The organism is Bacillus sp. FSL R7-0166 (genome assembly GCF_038008935.1).
Classification (GTDB): domain Bacteria; phylum Bacillota; class Bacilli; order Bacillales; family Bacillaceae; genus Bacillus; species Bacillus altitudinis.
In genome coordinates, this window is the sequence record NZ_JBBPAC010000001.1 from 1,623,493 (window position 1) to 1,640,825 (window position 17,333).

Annotated in this window: 13 protein-coding genes; all 13 read left to right on the top strand. The window is 40.2% G+C overall.

Annotation, left to right across the window (positions count from 1 at the left end; all coding sequences use genetic code 11):
* The first annotated feature begins 41 nt into the window (after nt 1-41).
* The 13 genes from NST01_RS08295 to recA all read left to right on the top strand — a co-directional run bounded on the left by NST01_RS08295 (nt 42) and on the right by recA (nt 17,237).
* Entirely contained in the window at nt 42-1,271 is a 1,230-nt protein-coding gene (locus NST01_RS08295; protein ID WP_172793306.1) for an MFS transporter, read from the top strand.
* A 319-nt stretch (nt 1,272-1,590) separates the two neighbouring features.
* The gene (locus NST01_RS08300) at nt 1,591-4,707 is read left to right on the top strand and encodes an MMPL family transporter (RefSeq protein WP_224563409.1); all 3,117 of its coding nucleotides are present in this window, start codon (nt 1,591-1,593) and stop codon (nt 4,705-4,707) included.
* Nucleotides 4,708-4,852: 145 nt separating this feature from the next.
* The gene (gene yfmF, locus NST01_RS08305; protein ID WP_008344702.1) at nt 4,853-6,133 is read left to right on the top strand and encodes an EF-P 5-aminopentanol modification-associated protein YfmF; all 1,281 of its coding nucleotides are present in this window, start codon (nt 4,853-4,855) and stop codon (nt 6,131-6,133) included.
* Nucleotides 6,130-7,422, top strand: coding sequence for an EF-P 5-aminopentanol modification-associated protein YfmH (gene yfmH, locus NST01_RS08310; RefSeq protein WP_008344700.1), 1,293 nt, complete (start codon nt 6,130-6,132; stop codon nt 7,420-7,422). The genes yfmF and yfmH overlap by 4 nt, the downstream gene beginning before the upstream one ends.
* A gap of 151 nt (nt 7,423-7,573) precedes the next feature.
* Entirely contained in the window at nt 7,574-8,050 is a 477-nt protein-coding gene (locus tag NST01_RS08315) for a MarR family winged helix-turn-helix transcriptional regulator (RefSeq protein WP_007499493.1), read from the top strand.
* Nucleotides 8,028-11,147 (top strand): MMPL family transporter, encoded by a 3,120-nt coding sequence (locus tag NST01_RS08320; protein ID WP_341041757.1) that lies wholly within the window; start codon nt 8,028-8,030, stop codon nt 11,145-11,147. The genes NST01_RS08315 and NST01_RS08320 overlap by 23 nt, the downstream gene beginning before the upstream one ends.
* A gap of 29 nt (nt 11,148-11,176) precedes the next feature.
* The gene (ymfI, locus tag NST01_RS08325; protein ID WP_046526665.1) at nt 11,177-11,905 is read left to right on the top strand and encodes an elongation factor P 5-aminopentanone reductase; all 729 of its coding nucleotides are present in this window, start codon (nt 11,177-11,179) and stop codon (nt 11,903-11,905) included.
* Nucleotides 11,906-11,978: 73 nt separating this feature from the next.
* Nucleotides 11,979-12,236, top strand: coding sequence for a DUF3243 domain-containing protein (locus NST01_RS08330; protein WP_008344693.1), 258 nt, complete (start codon nt 11,979-11,981; stop codon nt 12,234-12,236).
* Between the two features lie 131 nt (nt 12,237-12,367).
* Entirely contained in the window at nt 12,368-13,159 is a 792-nt protein-coding gene (locus NST01_RS08335; RefSeq protein WP_003211480.1) for a DUF3388 domain-containing protein, read from the top strand.
* 23 nt (nt 13,160-13,182) lie between these two features.
* Complete coding sequence (locus NST01_RS08340) at nt 13,183-14,094, top strand: helix-turn-helix domain-containing protein (RefSeq protein WP_146270261.1); 912 nt, start codon at nt 13,183-13,185, stop codon at nt 14,092-14,094.
* A gap of 73 nt (nt 14,095-14,167) precedes the next feature.
* Nucleotides 14,168-14,749, top strand: coding sequence for a CDP-diacylglycerol--glycerol-3-phosphate 3-phosphatidyltransferase (gene pgsA, locus NST01_RS08345; RefSeq protein WP_008344688.1), 582 nt, complete (start codon nt 14,168-14,170; stop codon nt 14,747-14,749).
* A gap of 16 nt (nt 14,750-14,765) precedes the next feature.
* Entirely contained in the window at nt 14,766-16,016 is a 1,251-nt protein-coding gene (locus tag NST01_RS08350; protein WP_341041761.1) for a competence/damage-inducible protein A, read from the top strand.
* Nucleotides 16,017-16,193: 177 nt separating this feature from the next.
* Nucleotides 16,194-17,237 (top strand): recombinase RecA, encoded by a 1,044-nt coding sequence (gene recA, locus NST01_RS08355; RefSeq protein WP_007499478.1) that lies wholly within the window; start codon nt 16,194-16,196, stop codon nt 17,235-17,237.
* Nucleotides 17,238-17,333 lie beyond the last annotated feature (96 nt).

The window sequence follows — 17,333 nt, forward strand, 5'->3', positions numbered from 1 at the left end:
TGCCACACTAATACGTAACAGTATATAGAATTGGGTGAATGATGTTGGGCGAGAAAACTGTCAGTAAAAAGAATATTATTGCATTATCATCAGTGCCTCTAATCATGACACTTGGGAACTCGATGCTAATCCCCGTATTACCAGAGATCGAAAAGAAACTCTCAATCACTTCCTTTCAAGTGTCACTCATTATTACGGTATACTCCGTTGTGGCGATTTTGTGTATTCCGATTGCCGGTTATTTATCTGACCGAATTGGGCGAAAAAAGGTGCTTTTGCCGTGCCTTTTAATCGCAGGACTTGGAGGAGCTGTGGCAGCTGTTGCCTCAACCATCATGAAAGAACCCTACATGTGGATTTTATTTGGCAGGGTCCTTCAAGGAGTTGGCTCAGCTGGGGCAGCACCTGTCGTTATGCCGTTTATTGGCGACTTGTTTCATGATGATGAAGAGGTAAGTGCGGGACTTGGAGCCATTGAAACTTCTAATACAGCTGGAAAGGTACTAAGTCCTATTATTGGGGCACTTCTCGCTTCTTGGTTTTGGTTTGTACCGTTTTGGTTCATTCCATTCTTTTCAATCATCAGCTTTGTGATGGTACTGTTTATGGTTGAATCCGCAAAGAAAGAGGAAGATCCGCCTACATTTAAGGAGTTTTTAAAATCAACAAAGACGATTTTTAAGCATGAAGGGCGCTGGCTTTATGCCATTTTTGCTATTGGCGGTTTTATTATGTTTCTTCTTTTTGGCGTGCTCTTTTATTTATCAGATAACCTAGAAGCAGCGTATCAAATAACGGGTGTCAAAAAAGGCTTGCTGCTAAGCATCCCGCTCCTTTTCTTATCAATCAGCTCGTATATTGCGGGGAAAACAATCGGGAAAGAAAAGGGGAAAATGAGGATATTTCTCATCGTTGGTATGGCTCTTTTATCACTTTCGTATATATTTTTATGGTGGAATCACAGTTTTTACGTGTTGTTTGTCTGCTTAAGTATTGGTGGCGTAGGGATTGGCATTGTGCTTCCAGCACTTGATGCGTTGATAACAGAAGGTATTGAAAAAGAGCAGTGCGGAACCATTACGTCATTTTATAGCAGCATGCGGTTTATCGGTGTTGCTTTAGGACCTCCAATTTACGCATTTCTTATGGATAAAGGAGACTCCATCGTTTTTATTCTATCGACCATATGTAGTCTCATTTCATTATTTTTGGTCCTCTTTTTTATCCAGCCAGATGAAAAGGATGAAAGTGAACAATTGAAAACGGTTTAAACATAGAAAAAAGACGGTATTTTGCCATCTTTTTTCTTTTTTATAAATTGACATGTAAAATTTTGATAGTTAAACTAATGTATAGTAATATCTTTTAAATTATCCCAAATAGGAGGTGTTCAAAAACATTCATTTTCTGTCTTTGTTTTAAGTCAGAAATTGAGCTCGTGGCTGATGATGGATATGCGTTTCTTCAACACGAAAGGACAATTGAATAGGTCATCCTGCCATTAGCACGTTGATGGAGACGAAGTCAGCACTTCAGACACGCTCAAAAACAGCAAATTGATTGATGAACTAGAAGGAGCTTGAAGCAGCTATGTTGCAAATAATTAAAGCAAGATGGATTGTATTAATGGTGTGGATGATAACAGCTGTGATTCTGTTTATTACTGCGCCCAATTTAGAGGAATTAACAAGAGAAAAAGGGCAGTTAAAGGTTCCAGAGGGGACACCAACAGCTGAGGCACTTCACTTATTGGATAAGCTTTCAGATCATAATGGGAAAAAAGATACTGGTGTGATTGTATTCTCCGAACAACATTTGTTCCCTGCCAAAGAGCAGGAATTAAAAAAGGCTTTAGCTGCACTCATGACACATGCCCCAGAACTCCACATTGACGGAATTACTTCGTATTTTCATGTAGAACGTGACATTCAAAAACAACTTTTATCAAAGGATAAAAGTACACTTCTTGTTCCATTCAAATTCGACCACTACGAAACAAAAGCTGTGAAGGTTAAAGAACGAATTGAGGAAGTTTTAAAGCCCTACAACGTTTCATATGAAATGACAGGTCAAAAATTTGTGGACTCAGATGTCATTAAAAGCTCTCAACAAGGTCTGAAGAAAACTGAACTTATCACGATGATTTTTATTTTCTTTATTTTAATAATTGTATTCAGATCGATACTGGCACCTGTTGTCCCGCTTATTACGATTGGCATTTCTTATGCTGTCAGCCGGTGTATTGTGGCTTTTCTCGTAGAATATACACCATTTCCTCTGTCTAATTTCACTCAGATTTTTATGGTAGCTATTATGTTCGGTATAGGAACGGATTATTGTATATTACTTTTAAGCCGTTTTAAAGAGGAGATTGGTCAGGGGCGTGATGTCAAAGAATCGATTATCATCACGTATCAATGTGCAGGGAAAACGGTCTTTTTCAGCGGCTTAGCTGTGTTAGTCGGCTTCTCAAGTATTGGTTTCGCAAAATTCCAATTGTACCAATCAGCCGTCAGCGTTGCCGTAGGCGTTGGCATTCTGCTCATTGCACTTGTCACAATCGTTCCCTTTTTTATGTCGGTTTTCGGAAAATCCCTTTTTTGGCCGTCTAAAAGAGAAAACATTCGTCATCCACAAAGTAAGATTTGGGAATGGGCTGGGCGCTTTTCATTTAAAAGACCGCTCATCAGCTTAGGTGTAGTTGCACTCATCACTGTTCCTCCGATTCTGATGTATGACGGCACTCTTTCTTATAATAGTTTAAATGAGATTGGGACAAAGTATGAGTCAGTGTCTGCATTTAATACGATATCTGAGCAATTTGGCTTTGGTGAAGCGCTGCCGCTGAATGTGCTTGTCGAAAGTGACAATGAGCTCGATAATCAAGAAAAGATTGTCATGATTGAAAAACTGACCCGTAAGTTAAATGACATTGAGGAAGTAAAAGCGGTTCGCAGTGTCACTCGCCCAGTTGGAGATGGGTTAAGTCAGCTCTACGTTACCTCTCAAGCGAAAGAGCTGGGAGGAGAGCTTGGGAAAGGTCATGAGGGCATCGGGAAAATTACAGATGGCTTGACCGAAACAAACTTAGCACTTCTCAAACAAAAACCAAAAATTGAAGAATCCGCTAAAGGGATTGATCAATTGATTGATGGGACAAAAGCCATCAAAGGTGGGATCGGAGAAGTGAGGAAATCACTCATTTCTTTAGAGGATGGTGTGAGGCGCAGTAAAGAGGGCGTAGGAACCATTCGCACTGAAATCAAACAAGCGAAAAAAGAATTAGAGCAAGAATATCGCAAAAGTGAAACCATGATTCAAGATCTTGAACGAGTCGTAAGCACACTCGAAGGTCACGCAACATCAAATGAGCAACTGATGACAACGATTAAGAAAGTGAAACAATCCTACGAAAACGTATCATTTGAAGGGCTTGAAAACCGGCTTCCAGAAATCAAAGATATGAATGAATATAAAGAAATCAAAAAAGTATTCAAAGACACAAAAGGAATGATCGATCAAGCTGGAGAGCAAATGAGCGTCTATGAAGAGGAAGCAACTGCCTTTAAACAAAAGATCAAGAAAGCAGATCAAGTCATTCAAACGTTCTCATACAAGCAAAAAGAAATCAAACAACAAGTAAAGGAGCTGATGACAGGTTTAGATCAAATTTATGATGGTCTTGATGAAACGAATAAAGGACAAAAACAGCTCATCAAAGAAATGCCTAAAATTGAAGACGGCGCAGATCAGCTGACAGATGGCCAAAAAGCCGTGAAAAAAGGGTTTAACCAGCTATCATCTAAACTCTCACTATTAACAGATGGATTAGATGAAAGTATTTCCGGACTTGAGCAAGTAAAAAGCGGCTTTACCGAGGCGGACAGCTATTTAAAACAGCTTCAGGAAGCACCAGATGAAGAAGTAACGGGCTGGTTTATACCAGAAGAAGTATTGAAACGCCATGAGTTTAAGAAAATATTTAATACGTATATGTCCCCAGATCGTAAATTAACAACCTTTGAAGTGATTTTAAATGTAAATCCATACAGCAATGAAGCAATGAAAGGTGTTGCAAAAATCGAGGAAACCCTTGATCAATACTTACCTGTAAGTGGTTTGAAAAACGCCAACTACGGTGTATCTGGTATCTCCAGTTTAAATGTTGACTTAAAAGAAACGTCAGACGGTGACTTTATCAGAACGGTTATTTTCATGTTAATTGGTATCTTTATTATTTTAGTTATACTATTAAGATCAATCGTCATGCCGATATACTTAACACTGTCACTCATATTAACGTATTTTACATCCATTGGCTTAACAGAATGGATTTTCAAAACATTCTTTGGCTACGATGGTGTCAGCTGGGCTGTTCCATTTTTCAGCTTTGTGATCCTTGTGACCCTCGGCATTGATTATTCGATCTTCCTCATGGATCGTTTTAATGAATGGAAGGGAGAGCATGTTCAAGCATCCATGATATCAGCGATGAGAAATATGGGGTCGGTCATTATTTCAGCAGTTGCTATTTTAGCGGGTACTTTTGCTGCGATGCTGCCCTCGGGTGTATTATCATTAGTTGAAATTGCAACGGTCGTACTCATTGGACTTTTATTATATGCTTTTGTTGTTCTACCACTCTTTATCCCGGTCATGGTTCGCATCTTTGGAAAATGGAATTGGTGGCCGTTTAGAATGAAATAACAACTTGCGTCTCTGCTTTTAGCAGAGGCGTTTTTATTTCCTATCCTTTCCTCTGATTGATATAATGACTATTAAATGGCTGTTTCACGTATATATCAGCTATGTTCTAATACATAATAAATAGGATGAACAAAGGAGGTTTCTCATGACGTACTTACAAGAGAAGACATTTGATACACCTGGTCTTCATACTCATATTGTCAAAACAGAAAAATTTAAAACCGTGACGATCCTTTTTAAAATGCTTGCGCCTTTATCCAAAGATGACGTCACCATGCGTTCTCTTTTCCCGCATGTGCTATTAAGAGGAACAGAAAAAATGCCGAAAACGGGAGAGCTTCGTGCTTATTTCGACGAGCTCTATGGGGCGACCGTTTCCGCAGACATGGCGAAAAAAGGTGAAAATCACATCATTACCTTCCGTCTAGAAATGGCGAATGAAAAATATTTAAAGGATCAAACCCCTTTACTAGAAAAAGGGATTGCCTTACTTTCTGAACTATTATTCCACCCGTACGTGGAAAACGGGGTATTTCATGAATTGTACGTTGAGCAAGAAAAACGAACATTGAAACAGCGCATTCAAGCCGTTTATGATGACAAAATGCGCTATTCAAACTTAAGACTTGTGCAGGAAATGTGTAAAGGTGAGCCATATGCACTGCACGTCAATGGTGAAATGGAAGACGTCGAAGCGATTACGTCAGAAGCGCTCTTTAAAGCATACGAGCATGCACTTCAGTCCAACCAGCTGGATCTCTATGTTGTGGGAGACGTTGATGAACAAGACATCAATCGAATGGTCTCGCAATACTTTAAAACAAGTGAAAGAGAGCCGGTCAAACAAAATACCGAATCATCAAGATCACAAATAGAGCCAAAAGAAGTCATTGATGAAGAGGATGTAAAACAAGGAAAGCTGAACATTGGCTTTCGCACACATACAACGATAGCGGATGAAGATTATCCGGCGCTGCATTTGTTTAATGGCATATTCGGCGGCTTCTCTCATTCAAAGCTATTTATCAATGTGCGGGAAAAAGCAAGTCTTGCGTACTATGCTGTCTCTAGACTTGAGAGCTTTAAAGGTTTGATGATGGTCATGTCAGGAATTGAAGTCGGCAACTATCAGCAGGCAGTAGACATTATCAAAGAACAATTTGATGCCATGCAAAAAGGCGATTTTTCTGATGAAGCAATTGAACAGACAAAGGCTGTCGTCAAAAATCAGTTGCTCGAAACCATTGATACGTCTTATGGAACAGCGGAATACTTATATCAGCATGCCGTCGTGCCAACAGGGGAGAGCCTCGATTCCTTTTTAGATGCGTTAGACAGAGTGACAAAAGAGGACATCATCAAAGTGGGTCAAAAAATCGAATGGGATACGACCTATTTTCTTAAAGGAACGGAGGGTGCTTCATGACAGTGAAAACAATTCAATTCGATCAGCTGCAAGAGACGGTGTATCACGAAAAAATGGACAGCGGACTTGACGTCTATGTGCTGCCAAAACAAGGGTTTAACAAAACATATGCAACCTTCACAACAAAATATGGCTCTGTTGACAATGAATTTGTGCCGCTTGGCAAAGAAGACATGATCCGAGTGCCTGATGGAATTGCCCATTTCTTAGAGCATAAGCTGTTTGAAAAAGAAGATGGTGATGTGTTTCATACATTTAGTAAACAGGGAGCAGCCGCAAACGCATTTACGACGTTTACGAGAACGGCATACTTATTTTCAAGCACGGCCAATGTCGAACAGAATCTTGAAACACTCATTGATTTTGTGCAAGAGCCTTATTTTACTGAAAAAACGGTCGAAAAAGAAAAAGGCATCATTGGTCAAGAAATCAACATGTATGATGACAATCCAGATTGGCGTTTATTCTTTGGTCTGATCGAAAACCTCTATCAAGAGCACCCAGTGAGAATTGATATTGCTGGAACCGTTGAAAGCATTGCGCCAATTACGAAAGACCATTTATATGAATGCTACGAAACGTTCTATCACCCAAGCAATATGCTTCTTTTTGTAGTGGGTCCTGTTGATCCGGCGCAAATTTTAGACCAAGTAAGAGCGAATCAGGCAAAAAAACCATTTACCGATCAGCCGGATATTCAGCGGAAAGAGATCAATGAACCTGATCGTGTATACCGAAAAGAATACGAACTGAAAATGAATGTACAAGGTTCTAAATGTATGTTTGGTTTGAAAACGAAAAACCCGCATAAAAAAGGAAAACAGCTCCTCAAACATGAGCTTGGCATGAATCTTATTTTAGAGACATTGTTTGGTAAAAGTTCTCTGCAATATGAGCGTATGTATGAAAAAGGCTTGATTGATGAGACATTCAGTTACGATTATACGGAAGAAGGCGGTTTTGGCTTCACTTCAGTTGGCGGAGACACAAATGACCCTGATCAACTCGCAGATGAATTAAAAGAAACGCTTCTTCAAGCAAAAAGCCTGATCACAGAAGAAAAGATTGAACTTGCTCGCAAGAAAAAAATTGGCAGCTTTTTAAAAGCGATGAACTCCCCGGAGTACATCGCCAATCAATTCACTCGATACGCATTCTTAGAAATGAGCTTATTTGATGTCGTGCCAGTACTGGAGCAAATCCAATTAACAGATATTCAGCAAATCTTAGACGAAGAAATTGATGAAGAAAGAATGTCAGTTTTTAAAGTCGTACCGAAAGCAAAATAAATGAAAAAAAGACAAACTCAACGTATAAGAGTTTGTCTTTTTTGTGTCCAGCTAAAGAAAGCGCTTTATATGCGAAGATATTGATTGACAATTGTTTTGGGTATTAGTTAAACTCTTTAATAGTTAAACAATCAAACTAAAGGAGCAGCATATGGTACAAAATAAAATTGCCCAGCTCATCCAGAGATATGCGGACGTCTATCTCATGATGGAGAAAAAAGTATCGAGTATGATCACGGAAAAGCTCGATAAAGAACTGACACTTGATCAATATTACTCGCTTCGATACATCAATTTACACCCAGGATGTACATCAACAGACCTTGCCATCGAATGTAATGTCAACAAAAGTGCTGTGACATCTATGACCAATCGTCTTTTTAATAAAGATTATATTTATCGTGAGCATGATCAAGCTGATCGAAGAAATGTTCATCTCTATGTGACGCCCGAAGGAAAAGACGTGGTCAGCCGAATGGAAAAGCAGCTTCAGGATCTTGTTCGGTCATATTTAGAAAAGTTTGATGAAAAAGAAATCGAATCATTTATTCAAACATATGAAAAGATTTATCAGATTATCATCGAAGAGGAGGCACAACATAGTAATGAGAGCAATCATAAAGGGTAGATGGCTGATCACGATCCTTTGGGTCGTACTAGCGGCTGTATTATTAATCACCGCTCCTAATATGGCGCAATTAACAAAAGAAAAAGGGCAGATTTCTGTTCCTGATGGTTATCCTTCTTCCTACGCCGATCAATTATTAAAGAACATGTCTGAAAATGGGGATACGGAAAAATCGATCGTCATTGTCTTTCAAGGTAAGGATATCGTCAAAGAAAGAGAAGCCTCTTTAAAGAAAGCGATGGAGATTTTAGAAAAGGATCAAGATCTCCATGTTGAAGACATCACTTCTTATTTTGATGCAAACAAAGATATTAAAAAACAGATGCTCTCTAAAGATCAAACAACACTTCTTGTTCCAGTTACATACGACTCGAACAAAATCAAAGCATCCGATTTTAAAGAAAGAGTCAATGAAAAGCTTAAGAGCCTGAACCTGAAATTTGAAATGACAGGGCAGCCGCTAATCGACGATGATGTCATCACAAGCTCACAAGAAGGTCTGAAAAAAACAGAATTCATTACAATTGGGTTTATTTTAATTGTTCTTGTGCTTGTCTTTAGATCCGCAGTGGCACCGTTCGTTCCTTTAGTGGCCGTGGCGCTTTCCTATTTGGTCAGTCAATCCATTGTGGCTTACCTAGTAAAGTATGTTGATTTTCCGCTCTCGACCTTTACCCAAATTTTTATGGTCGCCATCATGTTTGGGATTGGAACCGACTACTGCATCCTGTTGCTAAGCCGGTTTAAAGAAGAACTATCTCACGGAAAAGATAAGATTGAGGCGATTATTACAACATATAAGACGGCAGGTAAAACCGTTTTATTCAGCGGAATTGCTGTCCTCATTGGTTTTACATGTATCGGTTTAGCTGAATTCCAACTGTATAAATCAGCTGTCGCCGTGGCGGTTGGTGTTGCCGTGTTAATTGTGGCACTGCTCACTGTCGTTCCATTCTTTATGGCGGTTTTAGGAAAAGTGTTATTTTGGCCGATCAAAGGCGATATTGCCCACCCACAATCGAAAATGTGGGAAACAGCCGGTCGTTTTTCATTTAAGAAACCACTTCTCAGCTTGCTAATCGTTGCAATTATTACCCTTCCAGCGATTCTTATGTATAAAGGAACACTTTCATATAACAACCTAGACGAAATCGGCAATAAATACGAATCCGTCAATGCATTTAATACGATCTCTGACAAATTTGGACCAGGTGAAGCTCTTCCAGCAACCGTTGTCGTGAAATCATCCGATCTTTTAGACAATAACGAAGGTCTGATTGCTGTTGAAAAACTAAGCCGTGCGATTGAACAAACAGATGGCGTGAGTAAAGTGAGAAGTGCCACTCGTCCTGTTGGTAAAGGGCTGAATGATCTGTACGTGAAATCTCAAGCCAAAGAGCTAAATAGCGGGCTTGATAAAAGTAACGAAGGGTTGAAAAAGATCCAAGATGCTCTTACAACCATGAGTAAATCCATCGAGGATCAAACACCACAAATTAAAGCATCAGGAAAAGGCATTAACAAATTGATTTCTGGAACCGAATCCGTAAAATCAGGTATTCAAAACGTCGAAAAAACGATGAGAGAACTGCAAACCTATATCGATCAAAACAAAAAAGGCGTTTCTGAAATTAAAGAAAGAATAAAGGGTGCGAAAAAGGAATTAACAGATCAAGTCGCACAAGTGAATCAGCAAGTGGCACTGTATAAAAGCATTTCCAAAGAATTAAAAGCAGCATTGGCACAAGTCGATACGTCATCCTCTGCCGCAGCGGATGTGAAAGCTTTGATCAGTCAAGCGAATAAACAGTTCAGTACACTTGAAGAGCAAATTCCGCAAGTGAAAGAAAATCAATCATATCAAGCCATCAAAGCTTCATATAAGGAACTTTCTACTACCTTGCAAGAAGGAGCCAAACAGGCTGACAGCTATGCAAAACAAGCAAAAGAAGCAAAAAAACAGCTTGAAGCAGCAGATGCTTTTATCGCAAAAGCTTCAGAGCAGCAAAAAGTGTTTACAAATCAAATTGATGAGCTGATTGCTGGCTTAGAAGCCATTGAAAACGGGCTAGATCAAACGTCTAAAGGCCAAGGGCAGTTAGCTGATGGTATGCCTAAACTTGCAAATGGAGCCGGCGACATCATTAATGGTCAAAAACAAATGAAAGAAAAAATTGGCGGCTTTGGTGACGATCTGACCAAGCTGACAGATGGTCTAAACAAAAGTGTCGAAGGACTTGAGAAAATTTCAAACGGCTTAATGGGTGCAGGAGACTACTTAGATGAACTGAAAAACGCGCCAGATCAAGACATGGCCGGTTGGTTTATTCCAAAAGATGTCCTAAAAAATAAAGCTTTCAAGCAAGTGTTCGATTCCTATATGTCGGATGACCGCAAAATGACAAAGATTGACGTCATTTTAGAAGACAATCCATATGGAAACGACGCCATGAAAACAATTAAACAAGTAGAAGCTTCGGTCAAACGTGCACTTCCTGAAACAAACCTAAAAGATGTTTCATTTGGCGTATCTGGTGTATCAAGTATGAACGCTGATTTAAAACAGCTGTCAGACCAAGACTTCAATAAGACGGTTCTTTACATGATGATCGGTATTTTCTTAATACTAGTGATTCTCTTCCGTTCGCTCGTGATGCCGCTTTACTTAGTTGGATCGCTGATTTTAACGTACTTTACCGCCATTGGTATAACCGAATTTATTTTCACCCATTTCTTCGGATATCCGGGCATCAACTGGGCTGTTCCATTCTTTGGCTTTGTCATCTTAATGGCGCTTGGAGTCGATTATTCAATTTTCTTAATGGAACGTTTCAATGAATACAAAACAAAAGACATCCAGTTTGCCATGACTGAATCAATGAAAAATATGGGATCTGTTATTATGTCTGCTGCCGTCATTTTGGCAGGAACATTTGCAGCGATGCTACCTTCAGGTGTATTGTCACTCTTACAAATTGCAACACTTGTTCTAACTGGACTTTTATTGTATGCACTCGTTGTGCTACCATTGTTCGTACCTGTGATGGTCAAATTGTTCGGATCAGCGAATTGGTTCCCATTTAAACGAAAAGAATAAGGATTCCATAAAGAAAGTAGGAACAAAGTATGAGTCGTTGGGCACTGATTACTGGTGCCAGTGGCGGAATTGGGCAGGCGACAGCCAAAAAGCTTGCCCAAGAAGGCTGCCATCTGATGCTCCATTATCATCAAAATGAACAAGCGGCTAATCGTCTTTCCGCCGATCTCAAAGAAACATATCAAGTAGAAACGTACGTCGTTCAAGCTGATTTAGCGAAAACAGGCGGAGCAGCAGAGCTTGTCAGCCGCCTGCCGCTTGATCCAGATATTCTTGTTTTAAATAGCGGAAAGAGTCATGTTGGTTTAGTGACAGATACTGAAAAAGAAGTTCTAGCCAGCATGGTGCAGCTTCATGTGACAAGTCCATATGAGCTTACCCAATCCATTTTGCCTGCCATGATTCAAAAAAAGTCAGGACATATTATTGCGGTTAGCTCAATATGGGGGGAAACGGGTGCCTCGTGTGAAGTACTGTACAGTATGGTCAAGGGTGCTCAAAATGCCTTCATTAAGGGGCTTGCCAAAGAGCTTGCCCCAAGTGGAATTAGAGCAAATGCAGTCTCACCAGGTGCGGTTCAGACTGATATGATGAAAAGCTTCACACAAGAAGACCTTGCGATGATGGAAGAGGAGATTCCACTAGGCCGTCTTGCCGCACCTGAAGAGATAGCCGATGCCATTTGGTTTCTTGCCTCCAAGCAGTCAAGTTATATCACAGGTCAAATTTTATCTGTCAATGGCGGCTGGTACTGTTAAAAAACGTGTATAATTCGTCTCTCCATGACAAAAGCTATGGCTGTAATTCATCTTTTCGAATGGAGGAATCGACATGTCTGTACTTGAGAGCTGGGACCATTGGAAAAACTTTTTAGGTGACCGTTTAAATCATGCACAGGATAAAGGTTTATCAGATGATACCATCAATAACCTTGCGTATGAAATTGGCGGATACCTGGCTAATGAAGTTGAAGCAAAGAATGAGCAAGAAAGAGTACTTTCTGACCTTTGGAGCGTTGCATCAGAAGATGAGCAGCGTGCCATTGCAAACATGATGGTCAAGCTAGTTGAAAATAATAGCTCGCACTAAACAAAAAGAGAGGTCGTTTGTGCCTCTCTTTTTATTTTAACCGTTTAGCAACATTGTGCTTTCTAAAAATGTGAAAATGCTTTATGATAAAGGAAGGTAAAAATTTGCCACAATGAAGGGGGTAATATCATTTGGCAAAGCTCGAATGGTATTTTGAATATGAGATACAGGTGAACCGTCCCGGACTTTTAGGAGACATTTCTTCTTTAATGGGGATGCTTTCAATTAATATTGTGACAATTAATGGTGTTGATGTATCAAGACGCGGCATGCTTCTTCGATGTGACCACACAGACCAAATTAAGCGGCTTGAATCAATTTTAAATACAATGGAAACGATAAAAGTAACGAAACTAAGACAGCCAAAACTTCGTGACCGTTTAGCTGTTCGTCATGGAAGATACATTCAGCGTGATGCGGATGACAAAAAGACGTTCCGTTTTGAAAGGGACGAGCTTGGTCTACTTGTCGATTTTATGGCTGAATTATTTAAAAAAGAAGGACATAAATTGATTGGAATTCGCGGAATGCCGCGGGTTGGAAAAACAGAATCAATTGTTGCTTCAAGTGTATGTGCAAGTAAGAGGTGGCTGTTTGTATCGTCGACTCTTTTGAAACAGACCATTCGCAGTCAGCTGATTGCAGATGAATACAGCCCAGATAACGTCTTTATTATTGATGGGATTGTGTCGACAAGAAGAGGTTCTGAAAAGCACTTGCAGCTTTTAAGAGAAATTATGAGACTGCCTGCTACAAAGGTGGTAGAGCATCCAGATATCTTTATTCAAAATTCAGAATATACAATGGATGATTTCGACTACATCATTGAATTGCGTAATAGTGCAGACGAAGAAATTACATACGAGCACGCAGAAGAACCACAAGTATTTGATCATTCTGGTTTTTCTGGCTTCGATTTTTAATATGGTAATGGTAGGTGTTTGTTTTGACTGAATTGGGAAAACGGCTCGTTGAGGCCAGAGAGGAAAAAGGGATGTCGCTGGAGGATTTGATGGCGGCTACCAAAATCCAAAAGCGCTATTTGCTAGCAATAGAACAAGGAAACTATGATATCATTCCAGGTAAATTTTACGTCAGAGCGTTTATTAAACAATATGCCGAAGCCGTTGGACTGAATCCTGAACAATTGTTCGAAGAGTTTCGTAAAGATGTACCAAGCACGTATAACGATGAAGTGTCTGATAAATTATCAAATATTAAACCGCAACGAGAGCTGCCAAAGCCTGCCTCAAAGGTACTGGAGCTGCTTCCGACGATTTTAATCATTGGAGGGATCCTTGTGGTGATCGCTATCATTTATGTGATCGTTCAAGCGATTAATCATGATAGCGGACAGAAAAATAATCAGGCGGCTCCTCAGCAATCAGAATCAAAATACGAAGTGTCTAAGGATTCATCGCTTGCAAAGGATCAAAAGAAAAAGGAAAAAGCTTCGTCAGATGATCAAGAAAAATCATCTGAAAAAGACGATTCCTCAAAGGATTCATCTAAAGACGATAAAGATGTTTCTTTGAAGGCGACGAATACAGAGGGTTCTACGACAACGTATGAAGTATCAGGTGCAGAAGAGATGGAGCTAACCATTTCTGCCTCACAAGCTTCATGGCTTCGTGTGAGAGACGAATCTGGAAAAGTGCTGAAGATGGGTGAATTGAAAGATGGCGAATCGTTTAAAACAGACTTAACTGATCTTTCCCAAGTCGATATCCGCTTAGGAAATGCATCGGGAATCGATATTAAAGTCAATGACGAAACGCTGAAGTACGAATTAGACCCTAAAAACACCATGACACAAAACATTGTGATTGTGAATAAAGGAAAGGAAAAGTCATCTTAAGCAAGTAGATGACTTTTCTTTTGTTCCTACTATTATATACATAAAAAAATGCTTTATTGGAGGATTGGAATTCATGTTTAACTTACCGAATAAAATTACTCTTTCTAGGATCGCCTTGATTCCTGTGTTTATGTTGATTATGCTTGCTCCATTAGATTGGGGTGTTGCGCGCTTTGGTGACGTCAGCATCGAAGTCACTCACCTTGTTGGAGCGATCTTGTTTATTGTCGCTTCGACAACCGACTGGATTGATGGTTACTATGCACGTAAGCTCAATTTAGTCACAAACTTTGGTAAGTTTTTAGATCCGCTTGCAGATAAATTGCTTGTTTCAGCGGCTTTAATTATACTTGTTCAATACAATCTCACACCGGCATGGATGGCAATTGTGATCATTAGCCGTGAATTTGCTGTAACAGGCCTAAGGCTTGTCTTAGCTGGAGGCGGTGAAGTGGTCGCAGCCAATATGCTTGGAAAAGTGAAGACGTGGGCGCAAATCATTGCGATTTCGGCACTTCTTTTGCATAACCTGCCGTTTGAACTTGTATCATTCCCATTTGGTGATCTTGCTATGTGGGTAGCGGTGTTCTTCACTGTTGTCTCAGGCTGGGATTACTTTGCGAAAAACTGGGAAGCCTTAAAGAATTCTAACTAAAAAGGACGTGTACGCTTTGAAGTCAGAGAGAAAAGCAGAAATTATTGCAGTCGGTTCCGAACTTTTGCTAGGGCAAATTACGAATACGAATGCACAATTCATCAGCAAACAACTAGCTGAAATTGGTGTGAATGTTTATTACCACACAGCAGTTGGTGACAATCCAGAGCGTTTAAAAAGGGCCATTCAAGTGGCACAGGAAAGATCGAATTTTATTATCTTCTCAGGTGGTCTTGGACCAACGAAAGACGATTTAACAAAAGAAACCATTGCGAGTACGCTCGGTAAAGAGCTTGTGCTAAATGAAGAAGCATTTGAGTCTATTCAAGAGTACTTCCGTAAAACCGGACGTGATATGTCGCCGAACAACCGTAAACAGGCGCTCGTTCTAGAGGGATCTGATGTGCTCGTAAACCGTTTCGGAATGGCACCTGGTATGTTTATACAAGAGGGAGATACGTTTTACATTCTGCTCCCTGGACCGCCAAGTGAATTGCACCCGATGTTTGAAAACGAAGCGAAGCCGCTTATTTCTGAAAAACTTGGCCTAAAGGAAAAAATCGTGTCTGTTGTCTTGCGTTTCTTTGGCATCGGTGAATCTCAACTGGAAACAGATCTTGAAGATTTAATTGATGCACAGACCAATCCAACGATTGCACCGCTTGCAGCTGACGGGGAAGTGACGCTAAGGCTGACAGCCAAGCATGAGGATGAAAAAGAAACAGAGCGTCTGTTAAAAGAAACAGAAGCACAAATTTTAGAACGGGTCGGCGAGTACTTCTACGGATATGGTGATACATCTCTTGCCTTTGAAGCTTCAAAGGCCTTGCATGAACACGGGAAAACAGTAGCAGCGGCTGAAAGCCTGACTGGTGGTATGTTTTCAGAGTGGCTGACAGATCACGAAGGGGCATCATCCATTTTAAACGGTAGTGTGGTTTGTTACACAAATCAAGTCAAGCAGCAAGTGCTGGGCTGCCGTGAAGAAACATTGTCTTCTCATGGTGCTGTCAGCAAAGAGTGTGCGTTAGAGCTCGCAGAAGGCGTTAGAAAACTGACGGGAAGCGATATCGGTATTAGCTTTACAGGTGTGGCAGGTCCTGAACCACATGAAGGACAGCCGGTTGGAAAAGTATTTATCGGGCTATCGACAAAAGATCAGACAGACGTGTTTGAATGGATGTTTACTGGCAGTCGATCAGGCATTCGCAAGCGTGCTGTGAAATATGGTTTGCACCACCTTCTCAAATTATTAAAAGAAAGTTAATTTTGGTTTTTATGAGGTTTACTCCTTTATAAAAGAGCGTTTTTTCTAATAGAAACAGCTCTTTTCTTAAATAATCTGCCAAGAAAAAATCGAATATGTGTTCGTTTTTTTCTTGGCAAATGACGTAAAACAAGGTATAGTATAGATAGTGGAATTGATAAAGGAGGAAACAATAGAATGAGTGATCGTCAAGCAGCCTTAGATATGGCTCTTAAACAAATAGAAAAACAGTTTGGTAAAGGCTCTATTATGAAACTAGGAGAGCAAACAGATACACGTATTTCAACAGTACCTAGTGGTTCGTTAGCACTTGATACTGCGCTTGGAATAGGTGGATACCCTCGCGGCCGTATTATTGAAGTATATGGTCCAGAGAGTTCTGGTAAAACGACAGTAGCACTTCATGCGATTGCTGAGGTTCAGCAGCAGGGAGGACAAGCTGCATTTATCGATGCGGAGCATGCGCTAGATCCAGTTTACGCTCAAAAATTAGGTGTCAACATTGATGAGTTATTGCTTTCTCAGCCGGATACAGGAGAACAAGCACTTGAAATTGCAGAAGCACTTGTTCGTAGTGGTGCAGTTGATATTGTTGTCATTGACTCAGTAGCTGCTCTTGTACCAAAAGCAGAGATCGAAGGAGACATGGGAGATTCACACGTTGGTCTTCAAGCACGTTTGATGTCTCAAGCACTTCGTAAACTATCTGGTGCTATCAACAAATCAAAAACAATTGCGATCTTTATTAACCAAATTCGTGAAAAAGTAGGGGTTATGTTTGGTAATCCTGAAACAACGCCTGGTGGACGTGCACTTAAGTTCTATTCATCTGTTCGTTTAGAAGTACGCCGTGCTGAACAGTTGAAACAAGGGAACGACATCATGGGGAACAAAACGAGAATTAAAGTTGTGAAAAACAAAGTGGCACCGCCATTCCGTATTGCCGAAGTAGACATTATGTACGGTGAAGGTATCTCGAAAGAGGGAGAAATCATCGACCTTGGAAGCGAACTAGATATCGTACAAAAGAGCGGGGCTTGGTATTCTTATCAAGAGGAACGTCTTGGACAAGGACGTGAAAATGCGAAGCAATTCCTAAAAGAGAATAAAGACATTCTTCTTATGATTCAAGAGCAGATCAGGGAGCACTACGGTTTGGATACAAACGGAGTGAAATCAACTGACGAAGAAGGACAAGAAGAATTGGAATTGAATGACTAAAAAGACGCTGAAAAGCGTCTTTTTTTTACAATTACATAACAGCTAGCGGGTCAAAAGTTCTGTCTTTGCTTGAAATAACGACTTACGCCTTAGTCT